The 24,303-nt window shown below is 44.0% G+C and carries 12 protein-coding genes and 1 pseudogene (1 of these 13 cut by a window edge); 12 read left to right on the top strand and 1 reads right to left on the bottom strand.

Features of this window, described 5'->3' with window-relative positions; translation table 11 throughout:
• On the top strand, nt 1–6,704 hold the 3' portion of the coding sequence (locus C4K46_RS00450) for a ZmpA/ZmpB/ZmpC family metallo-endopeptidase (RefSeq protein WP_476756096.1). 1,936 nt of this gene lie to the left of the window's left edge; only the last 6,704 of its 8,640 coding nucleotides appear in the window; the start codon falls outside the window, past its left edge; its stop codon occupies nt 6,702–6,704.
• 296 nt (nt 6,705–7,000) lie between these two features.
• On the opposite strand, the gene C4K46_RS00445 is transcribed toward C4K46_RS00450, so the two are convergent.
• Complete coding sequence (locus C4K46_RS00445) at nt 7,001–7,519, bottom strand: TetR/AcrR family transcriptional regulator (RefSeq protein ID WP_209626282.1); 519 nt, start codon at nt 7,517–7,519, stop codon at nt 7,001–7,003.
• 353 nt (nt 7,520–7,872) lie between these two features.
• Here C4K46_RS00445 and C4K46_RS00440 point away from each other — a divergent pair, with 353 nt between their 5' ends.
• From C4K46_RS00440 to C4K46_RS00390, 11 genes and pseudogenes are all read left to right on the top strand, one after another.
• Nucleotides 7,873–11,049 (top strand): Spy0128 family protein, encoded by a 3,177-nt coding sequence (locus C4K46_RS00440; RefSeq protein ID WP_209626281.1) that lies wholly within the window; start codon nt 7,873–7,875, stop codon nt 11,047–11,049.
• A gap of 184 nt (nt 11,050–11,233) precedes the next feature.
• Nucleotides 11,234–12,271: a M42 family metallopeptidase gene (locus C4K46_RS00435; RefSeq protein ID WP_209626280.1), complete on the top strand. Its 1,038-nt coding sequence runs from the start codon at nt 11,234–11,236 to the stop codon at nt 12,269–12,271.
• Nucleotides 12,272–12,299: 28 nt separating this feature from the next.
• On the top strand, nt 12,300–12,833 hold the full coding sequence (locus C4K46_RS00430) for a DUF1697 domain-containing protein (RefSeq protein ID WP_209626279.1): 534 nt from the start codon (nt 12,300–12,302) through the stop codon (nt 12,831–12,833).
• A 149-nt stretch (nt 12,834–12,982) separates the two neighbouring features.
• Nucleotides 12,983–13,594, top strand: a complete 612-nt coding sequence (locus tag C4K46_RS00425; RefSeq protein WP_209626278.1) for a glutathione S-transferase family protein — start codon at nt 12,983–12,985, stop codon at nt 13,592–13,594.
• 222 nt (nt 13,595–13,816) lie between these two features.
• A complete protein-coding gene (locus C4K46_RS00420; protein WP_209626277.1) occupies nt 13,817–14,695 on the top strand; it encodes an Rgg/GadR/MutR family transcriptional regulator in 879 nt (292 codons plus the stop codon).
• A gap of 643 nt (nt 14,696–15,338) precedes the next feature.
• Nucleotides 15,339–18,260 carry a CocE/NonD family hydrolase gene (locus C4K46_RS00415; protein ID WP_209626276.1) on the top strand — a complete coding sequence of 974 codons (2,922 nt, stop codon included), beginning with the start codon at nt 15,339–15,341 and terminating at the stop codon, nt 18,258–18,260.
• 213 nt (nt 18,261–18,473) lie between these two features.
• Nucleotides 18,474–20,096: a M20/M25/M40 family metallo-hydrolase gene (locus tag C4K46_RS00410; protein WP_209626275.1), complete on the top strand. Its 1,623-nt coding sequence runs from the start codon at nt 18,474–18,476 to the stop codon at nt 20,094–20,096.
• A gap of 120 nt (nt 20,097–20,216) precedes the next feature.
• The gene (locus tag C4K46_RS00405; protein ID WP_209626274.1) at nt 20,217–21,680 is read left to right on the top strand and encodes an APC family permease; all 1,464 of its coding nucleotides are present in this window, start codon (nt 20,217–20,219) and stop codon (nt 21,678–21,680) included.
• Between the two features lie 182 nt (nt 21,681–21,862).
• Complete coding sequence (locus tag C4K46_RS00400; RefSeq protein ID WP_420853768.1) at nt 21,863–23,017, top strand: macrolide family glycosyltransferase; 1,155 nt, start codon at nt 21,863–21,865, stop codon at nt 23,015–23,017.
• Nucleotides 23,018–23,117: 100 nt separating this feature from the next.
• Nucleotides 23,118–23,678 (top strand): ATP-binding protein, encoded by a 561-nt coding sequence (locus C4K46_RS00395; protein ID WP_209626272.1) that lies wholly within the window; start codon nt 23,118–23,120, stop codon nt 23,676–23,678.
• A 64-nt stretch (nt 23,679–23,742) separates the two neighbouring features.
• Nucleotides 23,743–24,199, top strand: a pseudogene (locus C4K46_RS00390) (amino acid permease); the annotation flags it as partial.
• Between the last annotated feature and the right edge of the window lie 104 nt (nt 24,200–24,303).

Below are 24,303 nucleotides of genomic sequence, written 5' to 3'. Positions count from 1 at the left end.
GCCAAAGCCAGGTCAAGCAGGCTGGTGTTAATGGTGAGCGTACGATTATTACCCGCCAATATGAATCTAATGGAGAATTAGTTCATAGCGAGGAAATCTCTAACCAGATTACCAAAGAAGCTGTTAAGGAAATTATTGCCGTAGGTACTGGCACAACTAGCCAGGTTCCGGGTGATGCGCCGAAACATGAGTTGCCAGAGGCAGTTGTAACTTCTAAAGATGTGACGACTGTAGAAAGTCTTCCTTATCAAACCGAGCAAGTGGAAACAGATGAATTGGCTCAAGGCCAAAGCCAGGTCAAGCAGGCAGGTGTTAATGGTGAACGTACGATTGTTACCCGCCAATATGAATCTAATGGCGAATTAGTTCATAGTGAAGAAATTTCTAATCAAGTTACCAAAGAAGCTGTTAAGGAAATTATCGCTGTCGGTAATGGTACAACTAGCCAAGTTCCAACTGACGCGCCGAAACATGAATTACCAGAGGCGGTCGTGACAACTGAAGATGTAACCAGCACCGAAAGTCTGCCATTTGCGACTCTTGAAGAAGCGAGCGAGGACCTGGCGGAGGGAGTTCGTGAGATTGCCCGTCCAGGTGTTGCGGGTCAAAAAACGACTGTTACCCGTATTTATAAGGTAGATGGTCAAGAAGTGGACCGCCAAGTAGTTTCAAGCCAAGAAACTCAAGCCCCAGTAGACCAAATTGTTAAGGTCGGCACAGCCAAAGCTAGCCAAGTTCCTAGTGAAGCACCCAAGCATGAGTTGCCAGAGGCGGTTGTAACTTCTAAAGATGTGACGACTGTGGAAAGCATTCCTTACCAAACCGAGCAGGTAGAAACAGACGAATTGGCTCAAGGACAAAGCCAGGTCAAGCAGGCTGGGGTCAATGGTGAACGTACGATTGTCACCCGCCAATATGAATCTAATGGTGAATTGGTTCATAGCGAGGAAATCTCTAACCAGATTACCAAAGAAGCTGTTAAGGAAATTATCGCTGTCGGTACTGGCACAACTAGCCAGGTTCCTGGTGAAGCACCCAAGCATGAGTTGCCGGAGGCAGTCGTAACAACTGAAGATGTAACCAGCACCGAAAGCCTGCCATTCGCGACTGTGGAAGAAGCGAGCGAAGACCTGGCAGAGGGGGTTCGTGAAATTGCCCGTCCAGGTGTAGCAGGCCAAAAAATAACTGTTACCCGTATTTATAAGGTAGACGGTCAAGAAGTGGACCGTCAAGTAGTTTCAAGCCGAGAAACCCAGGCGCCAGTGGCCCAAATTGTTAAGGTCGGCACAGCTAAAGCTAGTCAGGTTCCTGGTGATGCCCCTAAGCATGAGTTGCCAGAAGCAATCGTAACTTCTAAAGACGTGACGACTGTGGAAAGCATTCCTTATCAAACCGAGCAGGTAGAAACAGATGAATTGGCCCAAGGCCAAAGTCAGGTCAAACAGGCTGGGGTCAATGGTGAGCGTACGATTGTCACCCGCCAATATGAATCTAATGGTGAATTGGTTCATAGTGAAGAAATCTCTAACCAGGTTACTAAAGAAGCTGTTAAGGAAATTATCGCTGTCGGTACCGCCAAGCCTAATCAAGTCCCGGGTGATGCACCAAGCGAACCTACCAAACCTAGCTTGGATCTTCTGCCGCTCTATCAATTATTGACGGAAGCTGATGCTACTAAAGATAGTGTGGTCTACTACAATGCTTCAGAAGTGCAGCAGAAAAACTACCAAGAAGCAGTGTTGGCTGGACAGAGCCTGTTAGAAAAATCAACAGTTAGTCCTGAAGATTTGAACAAGGTAACTCAAGCACTGCGCCAATCGAAAGCGCAATTACAAGGCCAAGCAACTAATAAGTCTGCCCTCCAAACTGAGTACAATCTCAAGGACAACACTCAATCTTCCAGCGCTTATTACAATGCGACTAGCGCCCAACAACGTGCCTACACTAGCCAGTTGAGCGCAACCAAGCAGGTCTTGGACAACCAAAAAGCTAGTCAAGCCCAGGTTAACCAAGCCCTGCAAAACCTGCAAGCAGCCCGCGCTAGCCTCCNNNNCCAGGTCTTGGACAACCAAAAAGCTAGTCAAGCCCAGGTTAACCAAGCCCTGCAAAACCTGCAAGCAGCCCGCGCTAGCCTCCAAGGTCAAGCAACTAATAAGTCGGCCCTGCAAACCGAGTACAATCTCAAGGATAGTACTCAATCTTCCAGCGCTTATTACAATGCGACCAGTGCGCAGCAAACTGCCTATACTAGCCAGTTGAGCGCAGTCAAGCAGGTCTTGGATAATTCACAAGCTAGCCAAGCCCAAGTAGACCAAGCTCTCCGCAGTCTCCAAGCAGCCCGCGCTAGCCTCCAAGGTCAAGCAACCAATAAGTCTGCCCTGCAAACCGAGTACAATCTCAAGGACAGTCTGCAAAAGCAGGGACTTTACCTCAATGCCCAGGCTGCTAAGAAGGCTAATTATGACCGCAATCTATTGGCAGCTAAGCAGGTCTTGGATAAGGCCCAGGCCAGTCAGACCCAGGTTAACCAAGCTCTAAGTAATCTGAGCCAAGCCCGCACCGCTCTAGACGGTATCAATAAGACCAAGCCAAATCTAAGAATTGTTAACTTGACTAAGGACGAGATAAATAAAAGGGTGACTATTGACTACCGTTTGGAGGATCCAACAGGCGCTTACAAGGGCGCCCAGGTCAAGCTCTATCAAGAGGGCAAGTTAAGTAGAGAATTTGCTTTGACTAATCCCCAAGGACAATTAGTCTTATCAGATTTGGACTATTATAGTCCTTATCGCCTAGTGACCGATATGGCCTATAGTCTGGATCAGGGGAACTTTACCAGTCCAGCTGAGGCCAGCCAAGACTTTGACTTGGCCTTCAAGCGGATTGAATTAAAGGATATTCAAAAAATGGAGCTCTACAGCAAGCAAGGGTCCGATTATCGGCCTATCTATAGCCTAGCTGAACGCCCAAGTGATTTATCCAAGTATTTTGTCAAGATTCAATCTAAAACAATGAAGGACTTGCTCCTACCAGTAGCAGCAATCGAAGAGCAAGACTCAGACAATTATCAGGTGACAGCAACCCTAGAAGGACTGGTTCAAGACCGAGGACAGAACTACCAGGAAAATTATTCCTTTAGCCTAGCCAAGGATAGGGACCAAGGCAATGTCTATACAAACTTTGCCCGTCTGCTTGAGGCCATGAAGCAAAATCTAGCAGGTCATTTCTTCCTGGGAGCAGATATGTCAGCAGACGATCTCCAGCAAGATTCAGCAGATGAAAGCTATGTGACAGGTGTCTTTACAGGAAGTTTGACAGGTGTCTACAATGGCAAACAACACCATATCTATGGCCTAAAGAAACCGCTCTTTGCCCAGCTTAAAAATTCCACTATAAAGGATTTAAGTCTACAAGATGTGGCTATTTCCAGCGAAACAGATACAGCAGCCCTGGCTCTTAAAGCTGAAAATAGCAAGATAAGTAATAGCCATGTAGCTGGAAATATCAGCCTAAGAGGAGAGCAAGCGGCTAGTATGGCAGGTCTTCTCTTAGAAGGAATCGACTCACAAGTAGTGGATAGTTCCTTTACTGGAGTTCTAAAGGCTAGTCCAACAACGGAAAAAAAGACAGCCAATGTCGGCGGTTTAGTTGCTAACCTTAAGGGAGCCAACTCCCTGGTTGAGCGTAGTTGGGCTGATTTGACCATTCATTCGGTTACCAATAATACTGGCTTTAGGATTGGTGGCTTGATTGGGACTCTAAGTAACAATGCCCGCCTCCTCAATTCCTATGTCAAGGGAGCAATTAACAATAATAATAACTCTGGTCAAGTCGGTGGTGTGATTGGTTCGACCTATGGTGGTGGCGGCGGAAGAGTGGATCAGGTCATTAGCGATATTCATGTCGAACGTGGCTTTGCCATCACAGGAGATCAGGGCTATAAGAATGCTAGCATTCGCAATGCCTTTGCCCTAAGCGGCAAGAAAACACGGGCAGCAGATCCATTTGCCACAGCCAATCTCAGTGAGCAAGAGGCTGCAAGTAAATTAGCTAGCTGGCAACTGACCTCCAATCCAGCAGAAGCAGTGACAGAGGCTGCCCTTGACTACCTCGGCCAAGCCAGGGCCCAGGCAGACCGTCGCATAGCCTATGAAAATATGCAAAGACTGTTACCTTTCTACAATAAGGAAACAATCATCGCTTATGGAAATCAGGTAGCCAAGGATAACAAGCTCTATCACAGCAAGCTCTTATCTGTCCTACCGATGAAGGACCAGGAAATCTTGACCAACCTTTACGGTCGAGAAAGAGAAGTCAATCGTCTCATGCTCCATTTTGCTGATAATAGCCTGGACTATTTGGACCTTTCCTATCAGGGAGCCTTCCAAAATCCAGCCATCAGTGAATACCGGATTGCCAATAGTTCCCTCATCTATACACCAGAGCAGCTAACTAACAGTTATCAGGCTATTTTAGACAAGGTCCTACCTAGCCTGCAAGCCCTGCAGTATGACTCGGCAGAAATTCGCCAAAGTCTTGGTCTAGCTGAAGATGCGGACTTGTCAGAGCTCTACCTAGCAGACAGCTATCAGGAAGTTCAGCAAAACCTAGCTCGAGAGTTAGGAAAGGTCCTAGCCATGGACCAGGCGGTCATTGCAGATAGTCCAGCCATTAGTGACTATCTGAGCCAGAAGATTTCAGCCAATAAAGAGGCGATTATGCTTGGTCTTAGCTATCTCAACCGTTGGTACAATATCAACTATGATGACCTCAATATCAAGGATTTGGCTAGCTATAAGACAGACTTCTTTGGTGAAAGTGATAAATCCCCTCTCGATACCATTATTTCCTTGGGACAAGCGGGTATGGACCACCTCAAATCAAAGAATAACTACCAGACCCATGAGCGTTACCTAAACAAGGCCCATCAAAAGGCTGACCTCTTTGACTACTTGGAAAGCCTGAGACAGCTCTTTTTACCACACAAGACCAATAATGAATGGTTTAAGACCAATACTAAGGCCTATGTGGTTGAGATGAAGTCAAATGTAGCCGAAGCGCGGCAACTACAAGACCAGGCAGCTGATAAGAGCAAATACTCTGTCGGAGCCTATGACAAGCTTACTAGCCCCAAATGGGGAGAAAAGGGAATGTTGCTACCTCTTTTAACCATGAAGGAAAAAGGGGTCTACATCATTTCTAACCTGTCTACCATCAGTTTTGGTTCTTACGAACGTTACCGCGACGCCGATGAAAAAGGCCAAGTAAGGACTGGTCAAGACTACTATGACTATGTAGAGGGCTTGGTTGACCGGACAGCTACCTTCCAGAGGGACCATTATGACTTCTGGTACAAGACTCTGGAGCCAGAGTTCAAGGATAAACTCTTTAGAAGTGTCCCTGTCTATGATAGCTTCCGCTTCAAAGACGAACAGGGCCAAGAATACTGGTCTAGCCAGCATGACAAGCGTTCAAAAGCCATACAAAACTTCTTTGGACCAGTTGGTAAATGGGTTAACCATGCTGGAAATAAAAACGCCTATGCTACAGGTAGCATGGTCCAATTCGAATGGGCTAAACTCTTGGAAGACTACGGTAGCTCCGTCTACACTCATGAGATGACCCATAACTCAGATGGAGGCATCTACTTTGAAGGCTTTGGTCGGCGTGAGGGACTGGGAGCCGAGCTCTATGCTCGCGGTCTTCTCCAAAATACGCCAAACATGTCAGATGCGACCATTACCCTAAATACCATCTTCCAGGACGATCCAAATTCGACCAGTCGCCTGCATGCCTACAATCCAACTGAGCGCTTCAAAAATGCCGAGGATTTACATGAGTATGTCCATGGTATGTTTGATATGATCTACACCCTAGACTATCTGGAGGCCAATTCCCTCCTCAAACAGTCAGATGAGGTCAAGTCCAAGTGGTTTAACAAGATTGAAAACTACTATGTGACTGAAAAAGACGGCAGACAAACCCATGCCGGCAACCAAATTCGCCAGTTTACCGCTGATGAAATCAAGCAATTAAAGACCTTTGAGTCCTTGATTGATAATGATGTCATCAACCGCCGTGAATACTGGGTGGAGAAAGATGTCAAGAATGGTATCTATAGCTATAAACGAAATAGTTACTATAGCCTAAGTAGTCTATCGCCGATTTATTCTGCCCTCAGCAACGAAAAGGGAGCGCCAGGAGACATCATGTTCCGCCGCATGGCCTATGAACTCCTAGCCGCCAAGGGTTACCATGAAGGTTTTGTCCCTTACGTTTCCAATAAGTTTGCAGACCAAGCCCTGGCTAAAGGTGAGGTCGTTTGGAATGATTGGTATAAGAAGAATTTGCCACTGGTTAGCGATAAGCTAGTACTGGAAAATATCTTCCAGGGTCAATACAAGACTTGGGGCGATTTCAAGAAAGCCATGTACCAGGAAAGAATTGATCAATTAGCCAATCTCAAACCAATTACAATTGAGTATGAGCTCAATCAACCAAAGAGTCAGAAAAAGGTGACTATCAACTCCTTCGCCCAATTACAGGAGATGATGGATGCAGCGACTGCTCAGGATATTAAAAATATTGATCGCTCTACTAGCAAGGTAGAGACCAGCTGGGTCAACCTACTCAAGAAGAAGGTCTACAATGCTTATCTGCGCCTGACAGATGACTTTAGAAGCTCTATCTTCCAGAAAGACTAGTCCCTTTCATGGATAAGAAAGAAGCAGAAAAAGTCTGACCGCTAGAAGCAAAAAAAGAACAAGCTGATTGGCCATTTGGCTTTTCAGACTTGTTCTTTTTGATTTTTTCAAGAGTGCTCTTACTGATAAAAAAACAGTAAAATAAGTTTCCTAGCTATCATAGACCAGCCCCAAAAGCAGTAATTATCTAACTTAGGGGGCTGTTTGTTTCTTCAATTTTAAAAGGGAAAAATCCTTTTGGATAAAAATAGTGAAGATAGGATGCTATCAAAATTGCCAGAAGCGAACTTCTTAGCTTAAAATTTTCCCTGCAATAGCTTTAAAATTCGATTTTCTAATTCGGCCTGGGACTGGCGGCCATTGCTTTCTAGATAAGCCTTGGCAATTCCCATCAGACCGCCAGCCAGAAAGCTCAGGATAAAATTGCGGTCCAGCTCGTCCTTATTTGGGAGCAGGAGCTGGTTTTGGCTGAGCTTGAGATAGAGATTATCATAGAGCAGATAGAGAAGCTTTTGCTGTTTTAAAATTTTTAGAAAAGCAATATTTCCCTTGAGATAGAAGCTAAAGCGAGTAGCCAGAAAGGGGAGATTAAATTCCTGGTTAGCCGGGAGGACTTCCTGGCCCTCAAGTAGGCTAAGGAGAATATTATCCTTGGCCTGGTAGAGACTGTAAAAGGTCTGGCGTGAGACCTGGGCCTGGCGACAGATTTGACTAACACTAATCTTGTCAAAGGAGTCTTCCTTAAGCAAGGCCAGAAAGGCTTGACTGATTTGTTCTTGCGAAGCAAGGGCTGTTTTATTGGTTCCTCGGTACATGGCAGTCTCTTTTCTATCTATATTTTACTAATCAAGCCAAAGGAGTAGGAGTCTGGTTCTCAACTAGCTAGTCTTGATTTTCTTTGACTATGATTGTAGCAAAAAGTCGGACAAGTGTAAAGTATTTTTCTTAGGCTTTCTTAGGTTTTTCCAACTCTTTTTTAGGAATATCGAATTAGTCCCAATGAAAGTTTAATTTTCATCTATTTTTCAAGAAATAATCTGCTTCAAAGACTCCATTTTATAGACAAATATGGTACAATTGTAGTGGATATCTAAAAATGAAAAAGGACTGAGTTTCAGACTTAGAGGAGATTCATTGGAAGATAAATTTTATTTTAGGAGGAGTAGACATGCAAACAGTCAAACAGGCTAGCAGCAAGTTTTCCAGAGCTTTGATGTTAGCCCTTTTGTTAGTGGCGAACTTACTTCCTATCTTGCAGCTGGGCAACCGAGTCAAGGCAGATGAGATAGATTCGTCCAAGTACAGTCTAACGACCCGTTTTTTGATTAACAATAATACGGTCAAAAACGGAAGCGAATATGGAGAAGGGAAGTTCTATTTTGAGCCAGCCTTCACCTTTACCAATGATGCGGTTCTTAAGAATGGGGACACCCTCAACTATACCGTACCTAGTACCTTTGCCCTAGAGGCCTCACCGGTAACCAATCTGACTGGTAGTGATGGCACCGTAGTGGGAACCCTAACGGTTAATCCAACGACCAATGTAGCCACCATTACTATTACCAATGAGGACTACTTCAAGGCCCACCCAGATGATAAGACCATTAAGGCCCTCTTTACAGCTACTTGGGCTCCAAGCGTTCCTCGTAACGTTGAGCAGACCTTCACCGTTCCTGGTCTAGGTGAATATAAGCTGACCCGGGTTGTTCCAGACAATGACCCAACCGGCTATACCAAGTGGGGTGGTCAGGACAAAAATGACCCGACCCTAGTGAACTGGCGGGTCCGGGTCAACCGCTATGCTAGCGAAGATGTAACCAATGCGGTGATTAAGGATACCATTCCAGCCAACCAGACCCTGGTCGGAAATGTCACCGGTTATTACTTCGACTCTTGGAGTGTTACTGGTAAGATAACTGGCCAAAAATCCTTTAATCAAAGCATTGTCACTGAAAAGACCGACAATAGCTTCACCGTTACTCCGGACGGCCAAGGCCTTAAAGGACGGGGGATTTACCTCATCTATCAAACCAAGATTACAGGGCCAGTCGATTTAGTCGAAAAGAAGGTCTACAATAGTGGGGTTGTAACTTCTGCTGAAGGAGACCATCCTTTTGACGGCTTTGCTGCCCTGACTGTTACCGACGGTCTAGGAGGAGCGACCAGCGAGGTTGAGGCTAGCCTGGCCGTTACCAAGAAGCTTGAAGGTCGTAGCCTACAAGCCGATGAATTTAGCTTTGAACTTTTTGACCCAACTTCTAACCGTGTTCTCCAAACCAAGAAGAACCAAGCAGACGGAACTGTTAAATTTGATAATCTCAAGTTTACTAATGTTGGTACTTACACCTATAAGATTCGTGAGCTAGCAAGCAATCTTCCAGCCGTGCAAAATGATGCCAATAGCGAAATTACAGCTACGGTGAATGTGACCGAGGAAAACGGTGAGAAGAAGGTAGCAACCATCTATGATCGACCTAGCTTTACTAATACCTACACCCCAAGTCCAGTAGATGTGACCCTTGCAGCCAAGAAGATTTTCTTGGGTAGCAAGTTGCTAGAAAAGGGCCAATTTACTTTTGAATTACTCAATCAAGCCGATTCTAGTGTCCTAGCCGAAACGACAAATGAAGCTGACGGAAGCATCGTCTTTCCTAAGTTAAGTTTCAAAAAAGCCGGTGATTACTACTATCAAATTAGAGAGAAAAGTCTAACCAATACCCTGGGCATCACCTATGACCAAACAGTGATTCCAGTACATGTCAAGGTTACAGATGACAATCAAGGAAATCTATCAACCCAGGTAGATTATGGACAAACTCCTAACTTCACCAATAGTTATAAACCTCTGGATGGCAGCCTCCAATTCAAGGCCAAAGCTAGTCTTGAAGGTCGTGATTTGAAAGCAGGAGAGTTTAGCTTCCAAGTCAAGGATGAGAATGGGAAAGTTGTCGACACCATTAGCAATGACGCTAATGGCCAACTCAATTTCAAGTCACTTAACTTTTCAGAAGCAGAAGTAGGCAAACATACCTACACCATTTCCCAAGTCAAGGGTTCTGACCCAACCATTACCTATGATGAGAAAGAAGTCAAGGTAACGGTTGATGTCAAGGATAACAATGGTCAGATTGTTGCCACCCCAACCTATGAGACCGAGGCTGAATTTAAAAATACCTATAAACCAAGTCCGACAAGTGTCCAACTTAAGACTCAAACAAAATTAACTGGTCGTGACCTCAAGGAAAATGAATTCCAAGTAGTCCTTAAAGACAGCCAAGGAAACACCTTGCAAGAAAAGCCAAATGCGGCAGATGGCCAAGTTAACTTTGACCAGTTGACCTTTGATAAGCCTGGCACCTACACCTATAGCTTGCTACAAAAATCAGCAACTATCCCAGGTGTGACCCTTGATTCTAAAGAAGTTCAAGTAACCGTTACTGTGACCGATAAAGATGGCAAGTTAGAAGCTCAGGTTAGCTACGATGGTCAAGATGCAACTAGCTTTGATAACCGCTATGAGCCAGCTGCTACCACAGCTGACCTAAAGGCTCAGGTTAAGCTGACTGGTCGTGAGCTCAAGGAAGGTGAATTTACCTTTAAAGTCGTTGATGAAGCAGGAAATGAGTTGACTGCGAAAAATAAGGCAGACGGTAGCTTAGACTTTACCCCTCCAGCCTTTACCAAGCCTGGCACCTATACTTATACTGTAAGTCAGGTCAAAGGAAGTGAGCCGGGTATGACCTACGATGAATCTAACCAAAAGATTACAGTGACTGTGACTGATGATGGTCAAGGTCAGCTGAAAAATACTGTTTCAGCCGCTCCAAGCTTTAGCAATCATTTTGCAGAGCCAAATGCAGCCACTCTTCATGCCAAGGTCAACCTGAATGGTCGCGAGCTCAAAGAAGGTGAATTTACCTTTAAAGCAGTCGACCAAGACGGAAACGAAATTTTTGCTAAAAATAAGGCAGATGGTAGCTTGACCTTTGTTACTCCAGCCTTTACTAAGCCTGGTACTTACACCTACACTTTAAGTCAAGTCAAAGGAGATGATCCAGGTGTGACCTATGATGGATCTAGCCAAAAGATTACAGTGACTGTGATTGATAATGGTCAAGGCCAACTTGTAGTAGAAGTATTAGGAACAGCCCCAAGCTTTAATAATAGCTACAAGGAACCAAATGTTCCAAATCAGGACGATTCTGATCCAAGTAATAGACCTACAAGCCAAGGTCGTAAGACCGTTCTTCCAAGAACAGGACAAGCTATGAGTAGCTTCCTAGTCTTGCTAGGACTAAGCCTACTTGGTCTAGCCCTTGTCTTTACTAAGTGGAAAAAAGCCTAATTTAAGGAAAGTCCTAGCTTTTAGCTAGGGCTTTTTGGTATAATACTTAGAGGAGTTCAGAGCAAGGATGTGTCTCAATATAGCGGGACAGCTTTCTTAGTATCCTTAGATTTAGTTTAGCTAAAAAGCTCTTAGTAAAAGCAAGCAGGGAAAGTGATTTTCCAAAGATAAAAGGAGACCAGAAATGACAGAAACATTGACCTATTTACAAGAATTGCTAGCCATTCCTTCACCAACTGGCTATACTAGGGAGGTAACCGATTATTTATTGGCTACCTTGAGCCGTCTAGGCTATGAGCCTAGACGGACAGCCAAGGGAAATGTAATGGTTACTGTTAAAGGGGCAGATCAGAGCAAGCACCGGTTGGTGACAGCCCATATTGATACCTTGGGGACCATGGTTCGGGCTATCAAGGCTGATGGCCGTCTCAAATTAGACCGAATTGGGGGCTTTCCCTGGAATATGATTGAGGGGGAGAATTGTCTGGTCCATATCGCAGCTAATGGTAAAACCGTCAGTGGGACGATTTTACTACATCAGACATCTACCCATGTCTATAAGGATGCAGGAACAGTGGAGCGGACCCAGGATAATATGGAAGTGCGCTTGGATGAAAAGGTGACTACGGAAGCTGAAACCAGGGCTCTAGGCATTGAGGTAGGAGATTTTGTCTCCTTTGATCCAAGAACGACGATTACAGAGACAGGCTTTGTCAAAAGCCGCTTTCTAGATGACAAGGTTAGTGTGGCAGTGCTTCTACATCTTTTACAAGTTTATCAAGAACAAGGCCTCAACCTGCCCTATACGACCCATTTCCTTTTCAGTAGTATTGAAGAGGTGGGAAATGGAGGCAATAGCTCTATCCCTGACGAAACCGTAGAGTATTTGGCAGTGGACATGGGAGCCATGGGGGACGACCAGCAGACCGATGAATATACAGTCTCCATCTGCGTCAAGGATGCTACGGGACCCTACAATTATGACTTTCGCCAACACTTGGTAAAGCTAGCCAAGGACCAAGAGATTCCTTTCAAGCTGGATATCTATCCCTACTATGGTAGTGATGCTTCAGCTGCTATGGCAGCCGGTGCAGAGGTTAAGCATGCCTTGCTCGGGGCAGGTATTGAGTCCAGTCACTCCTATGAGCGGACTCATAAGGATTCGATTGAGGCGACTGAGCGCCTGGTAGACGCCTACCTAAAAAGTAATTTGGTGGAATAAAGTCAAGCAAGACAAGAAAAGAGAGCATATGAAGTACCTTTTACTCTTACGCGGTATCAATGTCGGTGGCAGGCACAAGGTAGTCATGGCTGACTTGCGAGTAAGTTTGGAAAAGCTAGGCTACAGCCAGGTGTCTACTTATATCAACAGTGGCAATATTTTGCTTACTAGCGATCGTCCTGTAGCGGTTTTGGAAAGAGAAATCACGGATTTGCTAGCGCAAAAGTATGATTTTCCCCTACCTTTTATATTGATTGCTAAGGAAGATTATTTGGCGGAGAAAGACAGCCTTCCTACTTGGTGGCAGGAGGATTTGGAGCGCAAGAATGTACTCTTTTATACCCGTGAGACAGACCCCCGCTTGGTTCAAGAGGATATTGCAGGCTTGAACTTGCGCAATGAGCTGGTGCACTTTGGAAAACTAGCTGTCTACTGGGGCGAATACAATCGCAATAGTGCCTATGCAGAAGATTTCATCAAGCGCCCTGCTTATAAGCAAGTTACCATTCGCAATGCCAATACCTTTCACAAGTTAGCCCAGCTTTTGCAAGAAGAAGGTTAGGAGAAAACGAAAGCAAAAGAGATGTTCTAAGAACATCTCTTTCTTATTTGAAAGATTCATTTTAAGCCTAGCTCCTCCAAACAAAATAATTGTTAAATTCCCTTTCTTATCGTAAAATAAGACTAATCAAACGATAAGGAGCTGGAAGTATGAAATTATACTATGCACCGGGTACTTGTGCCCTTGCTTGTTGGATTGCCTTTGAGTGGGCAGGAGCTGATTACGAGGTAGAGAAGGTCAACTATGCCTCAGAAGAATATCAAAAAATCAATCCCCTAGGTCTGGTTCCAGCCTTAAATATTGGTGGACCACGGGCCATGACCCAGGCTGATGCCATCTTACAGTTCATTGCGGCTAGTTATCCGGAAGCTGATTTGGCTGCCAACCCTGGTTTAGAAAACCAGTTTGAATTTAATGAAACCATGGCCTTTTTAACTGGAGATTTTCATCCAGCCTTCTGGCCTATGTTTGTCCCAGCTCGCTATACTAGCCTCAAGACAGCTAGTGCTCTAGAGGCGGCCCAAGAAGCGAGCTATCCTCGTATTGACAAGGTCATGGAACACCTAGATAGCCTGATTGGTGATAGTCGACATGTCTATCAAAATAAGCGGACAGTAGCAGATGCCTACGCCTTTGTAATGGCTCTCTGGTCTGTTAAAACTCCTAAATCTTGGAAGGAATATCCGCATCTAGCTCCCTTTATGGAGGAAATGAAAAAGGATCCCGCTGTTCAAAAGGTTCTCAGTCTTTCCAAACAGTAAAGATATGGGACACTTTTTCCTGTAAAAGGGAGACATTTTAAGAAAAATATGCTAAACTAGTTTATATTAGACAAGGAAAAGTGTAGGGGGTTCTAGCACCTACACTTTTTTTCTTGCTAAGTAGTGAAAAATTACATCTGCAAAAAAGAGTTTGGGCCTAGGAATTATCCTAATAGGTTTAATGTCTGAGTAAGTAAACAATGTTCATTAAAGGAGAGAAGAATGGGAAATTTAATGGAACTTGGGGAACTTTATAAGGATCTCCGTCTAGCTAGAAAGGTAAAGCTGAAAGATGTCGCCAATGAGCATATATCTATTTCTCAGCTTTCCAAGTTTGAAAATGGTCAGTCTATGCTATCAGCAGACAAGCTTTTTGCTGCTATCTCTGGTATTCAGATGAGCTTTGCTGAGTTTGGTCATGCCTTCAATAACTATGAGCAGAGAGATTTCTTTAAATTGAGCCAGAAAACTGGCCTTTTACGCTCCCAGCAGGATATTGCTGGACTCAAGAGGCTCTTGGAGGATTATTGCCAAGAAAAAGATAGGCCCCTCCTTTATGACCAGCTCAATCAACTAGTCATCAAGGAAAGTATCTATTCTCTAGACAAGGACTTTAGCATTCCCCAAGAGGAGGTAGACCAGCTGACAACCTATCTCTACGATATTGAGGAGTGGACTGAGTATGAACTCTATCTTTTTGCCAATACCCTTTCACTTTTGAGCGATCGTGATTTAATCTTTTTGGGTAAGACCTTTGTCGAGCGTGACAAGCTCTATCACGCCCTTCCCAGCCATCAAAACACTGCTAAGATGACCTTTTTAAATCTGATTATGGCTCTGATTGAAAGGGGCTTGTTTGAGCAAGTGGACTATTTTACCAAAATTTTAGAAGCTTCTTTGACTTTTCAGGATATGTTTGTCGCCAGCAGCCTCAACTTTCTAAAATTACTAGTTGACTATGTCCAGGATGCCAATGAGGAGAAACTAAGGACTCTCCAGGACTATATTCAAAAGGTGGAAGAAATCGGCAACCCCATTTTAGCCCAGCACCTACGCTTAAGTCTGGAGCAGTTTATCAATCAAGAAGTTGAGGAAAAGTAGTTGGCCACCTTTGCCAAGTATGCTTATTTTTCCCAGCGCCTAGAAATAGAACCATTAAAAATCCTTCTATGTTAAAATATAGAACCATTAAAAATCCTTCTATATTTTAACATAGAAGGATTTTTAACTTATATAATATTCTTAACAGGCAGGAACATGGATAAAGCCCAACATTCCCTCACCTGAGTATCCTCTGAAGGTGAAGAAGTCAATAAAAGCAAACATAAATTACCTCCTTATTCATGCACTAGAAAGTAAGACTATCCAGGGATAATCTTACTTTCTACCTAAGTATCTTGAACCTTGCTTTGAAAAAGGGGGGAGAAAACAAGATTCGTACGATATAAATGGTGAACGTAACTATCTCAGCCACTATTCATTTAAATTATACCATTTATATCCCCCTTTAAAGGTCATTATCATATATGAAATTAAAATATTTTTAAAAAGAAAAGGTTGAAATTTTATTCTTTTAAATGAATAAGACCTTGGATATTTTTCTCTTTTCTTGTTAAAGAAAAGAAATTTTTCTTTTTTTTCATAATTTTCTAAAATAAACCTTGAATTGGAAGCGCTTTAATTATATAATAGATGCGTGAGCTTTCCTAAAAAGGCTAAGAAAAATAGAAAAGGAAGTTTTCTGATGAAAAAGAAAAAACTACTAACCGTCCTTTTGCCGAGTCTCTTATTGGCACCAATGGTTCTGGCCCAGGTGGTCCAGGCTGAGGAAGTCAAGGCCCAGACAGAGAATGTCGAGTCTGAGCCAGCTGACCTGGCAGCCTCTAGTGGGCTGATAGTCCAAACAAATCCTAGTCCAGACCAGAGCCAGGAGAACCAAATCTCTAAGGAGCCTGTCCAGCCCTTGGAACCAAGCCAGGACCCTAAAAATGAGGACCAGGAGAAGGTCAGGTCTGAAGTTCAGCCTCAGGCGGAAAAAGAGCAAGAAGGCTTGCCTTCTGAGCCCAATCGTCCCGCTATAAAAGAGGCCAGTGTCTTAGCGACAGCTCCGGCTGGTTTATCGGCCAAGGATTTGGCTGGCTACACCGGTCAGGCTAGCGATGGCTTATCTGATCAAGTCTTGAGCGTTCAAGAAGCTGTTTACCAGCTCCTAGATTGGGCAGCCCTTAAAAAGGAACAGTTGGGTAGCTCTCAAGAAGATTACTTGAATTTTGCTAGAAGTCTGGGGATGATTAGTCCTGATCAGGATTTAAGTCAGCCAGTAGATGCCAGTCAGGCCCAAGCCATGTATAGCATTGCCCAAAAGCTCTATCAGGCCTATCGGGCAGATAAAAAGGCTCCGCTCTTTCTCAATGGTCGGGCCCAGCCTATCTTCCCTTATAGTAGTGGTCAAAAAGACAAGGACGAGGATTATTCCTATGAGAATAGTGATATTGTCCGCTTTACTGTTTATGTGGAAACCGACTATGACCTAGACGGTGATGGCAAGCGGGATTTGGTCAAAACCCTGGTCCAGCTACCTAAGGCTGTTGCCCAAGGAGATTTCAAGGCTTCGACCATTTTTGAGGCTCGTCCCTATGTTGCAGGTACCCTGAATGAAGACTATGTGACCTTAGAAAAGCTAGGTATGCAAAGTAGTGGTCCCTATGATTTGGAGGAGGTTAGAAAAAATCCGCCAGCCAAGCGTACCCCTTTGGGCAGTAAGACAACAATTGAGGCGGCCAAGGAAGCCAAGGCCTCTGACTGGTACTACTATAGTCCTTGGGAGTACCTATATGACTATGAGGATTTGACCTGGTATGATTACTTCCTAGTTCGAGGTTATGCCTTTGTCAGCAGTGCTGGTCTAGGTACCAAGGGGTCAGAAGGTTTTAATACGACTGGTTCTGACCTTGAAATTGCGGCCTTTAAAAATATTATTGAATGGATCAATGGCAAGCGTGTTGCCTATACCAATAAGACAGACAATATCCAAATCAAGGCAGACTGGGCTAATGGTAAGGTAGGAATGACAGGTCTTTCCTGGGCTGGGACAACAACCTTTGGCGTAGCGGCAACGGGAGTAGAAGGACTTAAGACCATCGTTCCTGCTGCTGGAATTGCTAGCTGGTATGACTATTTTAACAGCCAAGGAAGCGCCTTTAGCAATCCGCCTTTTAGCGACTTATCCTGGTTGTCCTTATATGTCGCTTCCCGTATTCTTGACCCCGATGATTGGAATGCCATTCAGGGCAAGTATGCAGACTACATCAACCAATTAAACAAGGACCAGGCAGCTCATGGCCATCATTACAGTGATGTTTGGCAGGAGCGTGACTATACACTTGATGCTCCTAATAAGCTGAAAACCAGCGCCCTCTTGGTTCATGGTCTTAATGATGACAATGTCAAAACCAAGCATTTCGAGCTCATGTATGAGGCTCTTAAAAAGGCCGGTCAGAAGGTCAAAATGTACCTGCACCAAGGAGACCATATCTATCCGGCCAAGATGTCCTTGGGCTATGGCATCAAGGCTAATGGCCAGGATTTCTATGATTTACTCAATACTTGGCTGTCCCACTATCTCTATGATGTGGACAATCAAGCTGAAGATTTGCCAGCAGTTCTGGCTCAGAACAACTATGATCCAAGCAAGTGGACTAGCTATGATAGCTGGGAGTCTAAGAATCGCTTGACCTTATCAGCCCAGTCCAAGGATCAGGAGGTAACGATTAGTAGCGATTATGAAAAAGCTGGTATCAGCGACCCTCGCACCAACCGTAATCAGGCTGTCAGTCATCAGTCATCTAGTGCCAATGCCACCTATGTGGTCCAAGTTCCTAAGGATATCACGATTAAAGGGAATATTCCTGTCCAGTTTAGGGCAGCTCTAGCCAAGGGACAAGGCAGCAATTTCCAAGTCAATGCCATGTTGGTTGACCTTGCTGATGAGGACTTCTCCGTTGTAGGAACGGGAGCAGTAGAGGCTAATGGTCAGAAGGGAGCTTTCTGGATGGGCAGCAATCTGGAAAATCTAGACATCAAAACCTTTGCTACCAATCCAAGTAAATACAAGGTGATTGCCAAAGGTTGGCTCAACCTAGCTAATCCAGGCTCTGGTTATGCTTCCGCAAGTTCTCGTCAGAGCATTGAGCCTAAGCCAGGAGAGTTTCATGACTATACCATGTATCTCCAACCCAATGTCTATCAGGTCCGCAAGGGACATAAGCTAGCCCTGGTCCTTAATACCTACGATCCGACTGATTTAACTATTGATAGTCATTATGAGGTGACCTTTAAGACCGATTCTATCAAGGCCCTTATTCCAATCGTTGAGGACTCCTTGGCCCTAAACGCTGGCTATCTCAGCTACCTGCCTGAGGAGATGAACCAGACCAAGGAAGAGGATCCTGGAAGCAGCAGACCAGAAAGACTGGAGCAAAGTCCAGAAACCCCTCAAGTAATCAAACTTGGAGTGGGACAAAGCTGGCTCGGCAATTCTCCAGCTCAAGGTGCTCAATTACCAAAGACTGGAACCAAAGAAAACTCAAATGTCTTCTGGTTGGCGGCCCTAGCTATAGCAGCCAGTCTAGGCTTGAACTTTTCTAGAAAAAAAGAGGATTGTTAAGGCTAATCATCCTTGACTAGAAGTCTGAAACAGTGAAATTCTTGAGGCGACAAGCTAGATAGATTTCACTGTTTTCTGCTAGTCGACCCTAACTTTTGCAAGTTGGCGGCTGTATTAGCCTATACGTTTTTGAAAGTTTTCTAGCCTCGGTTGTCCAAGTATTTTATAGTTAGGCTCTATCCCACTATTTAGATAATATGAAAAGAGTTGTCCATGAAAGAAACTATTTTAAAAATATTTAAAGAAAGTATGGCCATCAAAAGCTTTAGTCATACGGAATCAGAAGGCGATATTGAGGCCTTTATTGACCGAAAGTTACGGAGCCTGCCCTACTTTAAGGAGCGGCCAGACCTCTGTGGTCGCTACGCTTTAGCAGATGATGTTTTAGGTCGCAGTCTCAACTGGGCCCTGGTCCAAAATGGTGGAGCTGATACAGTTATTCTTTTTCACCATCATGATACGGTGGATATCGAAGACTTTGGTTCGCTCAAGCACTTAGCCTTTGATCACGACAAATTGCAAGTAGCCCTTGCAGCCACTAGTAAGGATCCGACAGTCTTGGCCGATATTGCCTCCCAAGATTGGTATTTCGGTCGCGGTTCCTGTGATATGAAGGCCGCCCTAGCCCTCCAGTTAGGGGTTCTAGCAGAGTATAGCCAGTTGGACAAGCGTAAAGTCAATCTTCTTTATCTTTCAGTTCCTGATGAGGAGAGTTATTCTCAAGGCATGCGAGCAGCAACTGGCCTACTGCTAGAATTAAAGGATAAGTACAGGCTTAACTACCTGCTCGCCATTGATTCAGAACCTTTTGAGAGCAATTCGGATCAAGAGAAGGTCCTCCATATCGGGACTGTCGGCAAGATTTTGCCAGTCCTTTTGACCCAAGGGATTCTATCCCATATGAAAGAGCCATTGACAGGTGTCAATGCAATTTCCCTACTTAGCCGCATTGTTGAGAAATTGGATTTGAACCCAGCCTTGGCTGATCAGGCTCTGGGAGTTCAGGCACCCTTGCCTTCCTGGTCCTATATGCGTGACCTCAAGGATAATTATGATGTTTCGACCGTTCTTCATGCTGCTGCCTGTCTCAGCCTCCTCTATCTCAAACGAAGCCCGGCTGATTTGCTTACTAGCCTTAAAGATTTGATTGAGGAAGCTATTGATGATTTTTATAATCAACTCCAAACTTTGCAGCAGGCCTGGGGAGAAAAGAAGCAGATTGAGAGGCCCCGCCTTTTAAGCTACCAGGAGCTCCTAGCAGAATGCCAAGAAAAAGAAGGGTTTACAAGTGTCAAGGAAGAACTTGATTCGATGGCTCGTGAGGCCTGGAGGCAGGGGCAGTCCTACCAGGAGATTACTATTTTTAAGATTCAAAGACTCCTAGATTTTTACCAGGAAAAGGAGGCCTTGGTTATCCTAGCTCTGGCCCCTCCTTACTATCCTTCCTTATCTTGTCGTAAGCTCCAGGAGGCTCCCATTAATATTGAGGCCTTTATCAAGCTCTATGAGAATTTTTTGGCTCAAGAGGAGCAGGAAGTTAAGCTTGAAGAGTATTTTATGGGGATTTGTGATCTTTCTTATTGTGCCCTAGACCAACCCCTTGAAGTCTACCAAGACCTAATGGCTAGTCTGGCCCTTCCAGCGGATTTATACCATATTGACTTTGAGCAGATTGCAGCCTTGCAGATTCCAGCGGTCAATCTAGGCCCTTGGGGTAAGGACCTACATCAGATTAGCGAGAGAGTTTATAAAAAGGATATGCTAGAGACTATTCCGAACTTTCTGCTCTATTTACTGGAAAATATCGAGCAAATTAAGTCTGGTTTAGATACTTGATAGTTGTCTAACTTTTCTAGAAAACGTTTACAAAAATCTAGATAAAGGCTATAATAATAGATAGAAATATCGAGTGAATTTTGGGGGAGGATTTACTTTTTTATAGAAAGGTGACTGCTTATGAATAAAAGTCAGAAACAGTTAACCTGGATTATGGTAGGGCTCATTGCCTTTAACATGGTCTGGGGACTGGGAAATGTCGTCAATAACTATGCCCAACAGGGTATCTCGGTTATTGTCTCTTGGATTTTAATCCTTGCTATTTATTTTGTGCCTTATGCCTTGATTGTCGGCCAATTGGGATCGGCTTTTAAGGAAAGTGGCAGTGGGGTGAGTGACTGGGTTGAGCATACCAGTGGTAAGCGGATTGCCTACTTTGCTGCCTGGACCTACTGGGTAGTCCACATTCCCTATCTGGCTCAAAAACCACAAGGAGTCTTGATTCCCTTGGGCTGGGCCCTCCAGGGCAATGGTCGCTTTCTAGATGGTCTGTCTATGCCAGTCATCGTACTTTTGAGTTTGGTGATTTTTGCTGCCTTTCTCTATCTATCAACCAAGGGACTAACCACCTTGAAGGTCATTGGCGGCTTGGCAGGTAGTGCTATGTTTATCATGTCCCTTCTCTTTATCCTCTTGGCAGTAGGAGCACCCATGATAAAAGCAGACTTGCAGCTGGCTACCCCTCACATGGACCAGCTATCGACCTACCTACCAAAATTTGACTTTAAGTATTTCACGACCATTTCCCTTTTGGTATTTGCAGTTGGTGGAGCGGAGAAAATCTCTCCCTATGTTAATCAAACCCGCAATCCAGCCAAGGAGTTCCCTAAGGGAATGATTGCCCTAGCAGTTATGGTCGGTATCTGTGCTGTCTTAGGCTCTTATGCCATGGGCATGCTTTTTGATAGTCAGAATATTCCACAAGATTTGATGCGTAATGGGGCCTATCTAGCCTTTCAAAAATTAGGGAACTACTATGGTTTAGGCAATCTTTTGATGATTATTTACGCCTTGACCAATATGGTAGGGCAAATTGCAGCCCTAGCCTTTTCAATCGATGCTCCTCTACAAATCTTGCTCAGCAATGCCGACGCCCAATTTATCCCTGCTTGGCTGCGCAAAAGAAATCAAAAAGGGGTCCTGGTCAATGGCTACATTTTGACCGGTATTCTGGTTAGCTTCCTCATCATCCTACCAATTTTTGGTATTCAGGAAATTGATGGCCTAGTCAAATGGATGACCAATCTAAATTCGATTGTCATGCCTATGCGTTATCTCTGGGTATTCTTTGCCTACATGCTACTAAATAAGGCCTGGAAGAAGTACCAAAATGTTGAATATAAGTTTATCAAAAATCCCAAATTAGGCTTTCTTGTGGGGGCTTGGTGTTTCATCTTTACCGCCTTTGCCTGCATTATGGGAATGGTACCCAAGGAAGACTACGCAGCCAATCCAGCTGCCTGGCATTTCTCTCTCTTGACTAATATCTTAACCCCCATTATCTTAGTAGCTCTAGGAGCAATCCTGCCCCTCCTCGCAAAAAGAGATAGGAAAGAGAAGGTAGCAGAGCAAGTAAAGGAATGAGCATAGCCGATACAAGGATTTAAAAAGTAGGAGGTGAGAGCAAGAAGGCCCACCTCCTTTCTTTTTGAGAAAAATCCCCAGCTGTCAGTTGAGCGAGGAACAGAATGAGTTGATAAAGGGGGGGCATTTGAAAATCCATGAAAAATACTTTAAATTTTGTTACAATGATTGAAAATGTTTGTGTGAAAGGAAAGGTAATGAAACGGATTTTAATGGTGAACCTACCTTTTTCTGGGCATACCAATCCAACATTGGACTTGGCTCGGACTTTTGTTGACTTGGGGCATGAGGTGACTTACATTCATTCGCCGACTTGGCGCGACAAGATAGAAGCTACTGGTGCGATTTTTATACCTTATGATCATTACGAGGCAGGAAAAACAGCAGAGATAAAAAGTTGGGCCTGGGCTTATGAAACGATAAAAAGGATTGGGCAGAATTTTGATTGTTTGGTTTATGAAATGCTGTTTACGGCAGGGAAAGCCTTGGCTGACCAACTCGGTATCCCTTCTTTTCGCTTGTTTTCGACCTTTGCTTTAAATGAGCAGGTGCTAAGCGATTGTGGACGGACAGGCGGTTTTTATCTGACGCTGATTTTTCGTTTTCCAATCTTGCAGCGCCTTTTATCGCGTCCATTGGCTAGGCGTTTCGGCTGGCGCTATACTGATATGGTGCGTGAAATGATTGATAATGCCCCTGAGTTTAATTTTGTTTATACAGTCAAGGATTTTCAGATTTATCCTGACCAATTTCCGGCCGAGCACTATTATTTTGTAGGTCCTTCTATCGGGCCTAGACAGGAAAATAATCTTGATTTTTCAAATTTTCCAGACCCCATTGTCTATATCTCGCTAGGAACCTTGCTCAACGACTCGCCTGATTTTTTCAAAAAATGTATCCAGGCTTTTGGCAATCAAAAATTGTCGGTCATCATGTCGATAGGTGACAAGATTGATGCGAGGAAGCTCGGAGACATTCCAGACAATATTTTTCTGGCTCCTTTTTTGCCTCAGTTGCAGATTTTGGAGCGCGCTAGCCTTTTTATTACCCACGGTGGCATGAACAGTGTCAATGAAGCACTTTATTATGGCGTGCCTATGCTGGTGGTTCCCATGGGAAATGACCAGCCCAGAGTTGCCCAGCAGGTAGTGGATGTGCATGTGGGAAAATGTCTAAATAAGTGTAGCTTGACAGCCCAGCAATTGCAAGAATCGGCAGAGGAGCTACTTAAGAATAAGTCTTATCGAAAACGAGCGCAGGCTTTCCAAAACAAGTGTCGAGCCGCCGGCGGCAATCAGAGAATAGCCCAGCAGATTTTGACAGCATTGAACAAATAAAAATTTCTATAAAAATTTGCTATGAAAGCGTTTTGATTATATAATAAAAGAGGACTTGTTGATTTATTAAAACAAACCTAAACAGAAAGATTGGTGACAGATGATTTATCTGATAACAGGAGCTTCCCACACGGGGAAGACGCTTTTGGCGCAGAAAATGTTAGAAGAGTTTGGTTATCCTTATTTATCGCTGGATTTGCTGAAAATGGGTTTGATAAGAAGCGGGCAAACGGACCTGACAGTAGCAGATAGCGACTTGCTGACCGACTACTTGTGGTCTATTGTCAAAGAAATGATTCAGACGGCGCTTGAAAATCAGCAAGATTTGATTGTTGAAGGTTCTTATATTCCCTTTGACTGGCAACAGGATTTTTCGAGTACTGACTTGAAAAATATCCACTATATTTGCTTAATCATGAGCGATGAGTATATCAAAAAATCTTTTCCAACTATAAAAAAGCATGCTTGCGATATAGAAAAGCGAGTGAATGACAGCTATTTTACGCTGGATTTTGCTTTGGCAGAAAACCAGAAATATCTTCGTTTGTGCCAAGAATATGACTGCCCTTATCTATTGCTGGAGAAGGATTACCAGCCTGATTTGATTTTTGAAAAAGTAAAAAAGAGACAAGATGAAAGAGAAAATTCTCAAAATATTTAAGGAAAGTATGGCAATCGAGAGCTTCACTCATACCAGCTCAGAGCGTGATATTGAAGCCTTTGCTGTCGGGCAAATAGCTGCGCTGGCTTTCTCAATCGAGCAAATCTTGCTCAACAATGCAGATGAGCGATTCGTGCCGTCCTGGCTGCGCAAAAGAAATCAAAAAGGGGTCCTAGTCAATGGATACCTATTAACCGGCATTTTAGTCAGTGCCCTGATTATTCTACCAATTTTTGCTATCCAAAAGATCAACAATCTGATGCAATGGATAACCAATCTCAATTCGATTGTCATGCCGATGCGCTATCTCTGGGTTTTCTTTGACTATATGCTTTTAAACAAGACTTGGAAGGACTACAAGAACGCCGAATACAAATTTGTGAAAAATCCCAAACTCGGCTTTGTTATCGGTGCTTGGTGCTTTATCTTTTTTAACCGATATTCTCACGCCGATTATTTTGGTCGCGCTCGGTGCTATCTTACCGATGATTGCAAAGCGGGAGAAAAAGCAAAAATCATAAGCAATACCAAAAACAAGTTTTTCTTTTATCAAGAAGAACTTTTTGCTGTCAAAAAAATTGAATTTTTTGGTCAATATGTCTTTATTTTTGCACTTTTTTATTAT

The organism is Streptococcus oricebi, assembly GCF_017883985.1.
Lineage (GTDB): Bacteria > Bacillota > Bacilli > Lactobacillales > Streptococcaceae > Streptococcus > Streptococcus oricebi.
The sequence above is the reverse complement of the archived record's forward strand: the minus strand, read 5'-3'. Positions and strand labels throughout refer to the sequence as shown.

Bases quoted from the DNA above. Each gene is read 5' to 3' on its own strand.
- C4K46_RS00410 (WP_209626275.1), top strand. From the start codon at position 18,474: ATGAAAGAAACTATTTTAAAAATATTTAAAGAAAGTATGGCCATCAAA.
- C4K46_RS00440 (WP_209626281.1), top strand. From the start codon at position 7,873: ATGCAAACAGTCAAACAGGCTAGCAGCAAGTTTTCCAGAGCTTTGATG.
- C4K46_RS00420 (WP_209626277.1), top strand. From the start codon at position 13,817: ATGGGAAATTTAATGGAACTTGGGGAACTTTATAAGGATCTCCGTCTA.
- C4K46_RS00395 (WP_209626272.1), top strand. From the start codon at position 23,118: ATGATTTATCTGATAACAGGAGCTTCCCACACGGGGAAGACGCTTTTG.
- C4K46_RS00425 (WP_209626278.1), top strand. From the start codon at position 12,983: ATGAAATTATACTATGCACCGGGTACTTGTGCCCTTGCTTGTTGGATT.
- C4K46_RS00415 (WP_209626276.1), top strand. From the start codon at position 15,339: ATGAAAAAGAAAAAACTACTAACCGTCCTTTTGCCGAGTCTCTTATTG.
- C4K46_RS00445 (WP_209626282.1), bottom strand. From the start codon at position 7,519: ATGTACCGAGGAACCAATAAAACAGCCCTTGCTTCGCAAGAACAAATC.
- C4K46_RS00405 (WP_209626274.1), top strand. From the start codon at position 20,217: ATGAATAAAAGTCAGAAACAGTTAACCTGGATTATGGTAGGGCTCATT.
- C4K46_RS00430 (WP_209626279.1), top strand. From the start codon at position 12,300: ATGAAGTACCTTTTACTCTTACGCGGTATCAATGTCGGTGGCAGGCAC.
- C4K46_RS00435 (WP_209626280.1), top strand. From the start codon at position 11,234: ATGACAGAAACATTGACCTATTTACAAGAATTGCTAGCCATTCCTTCA.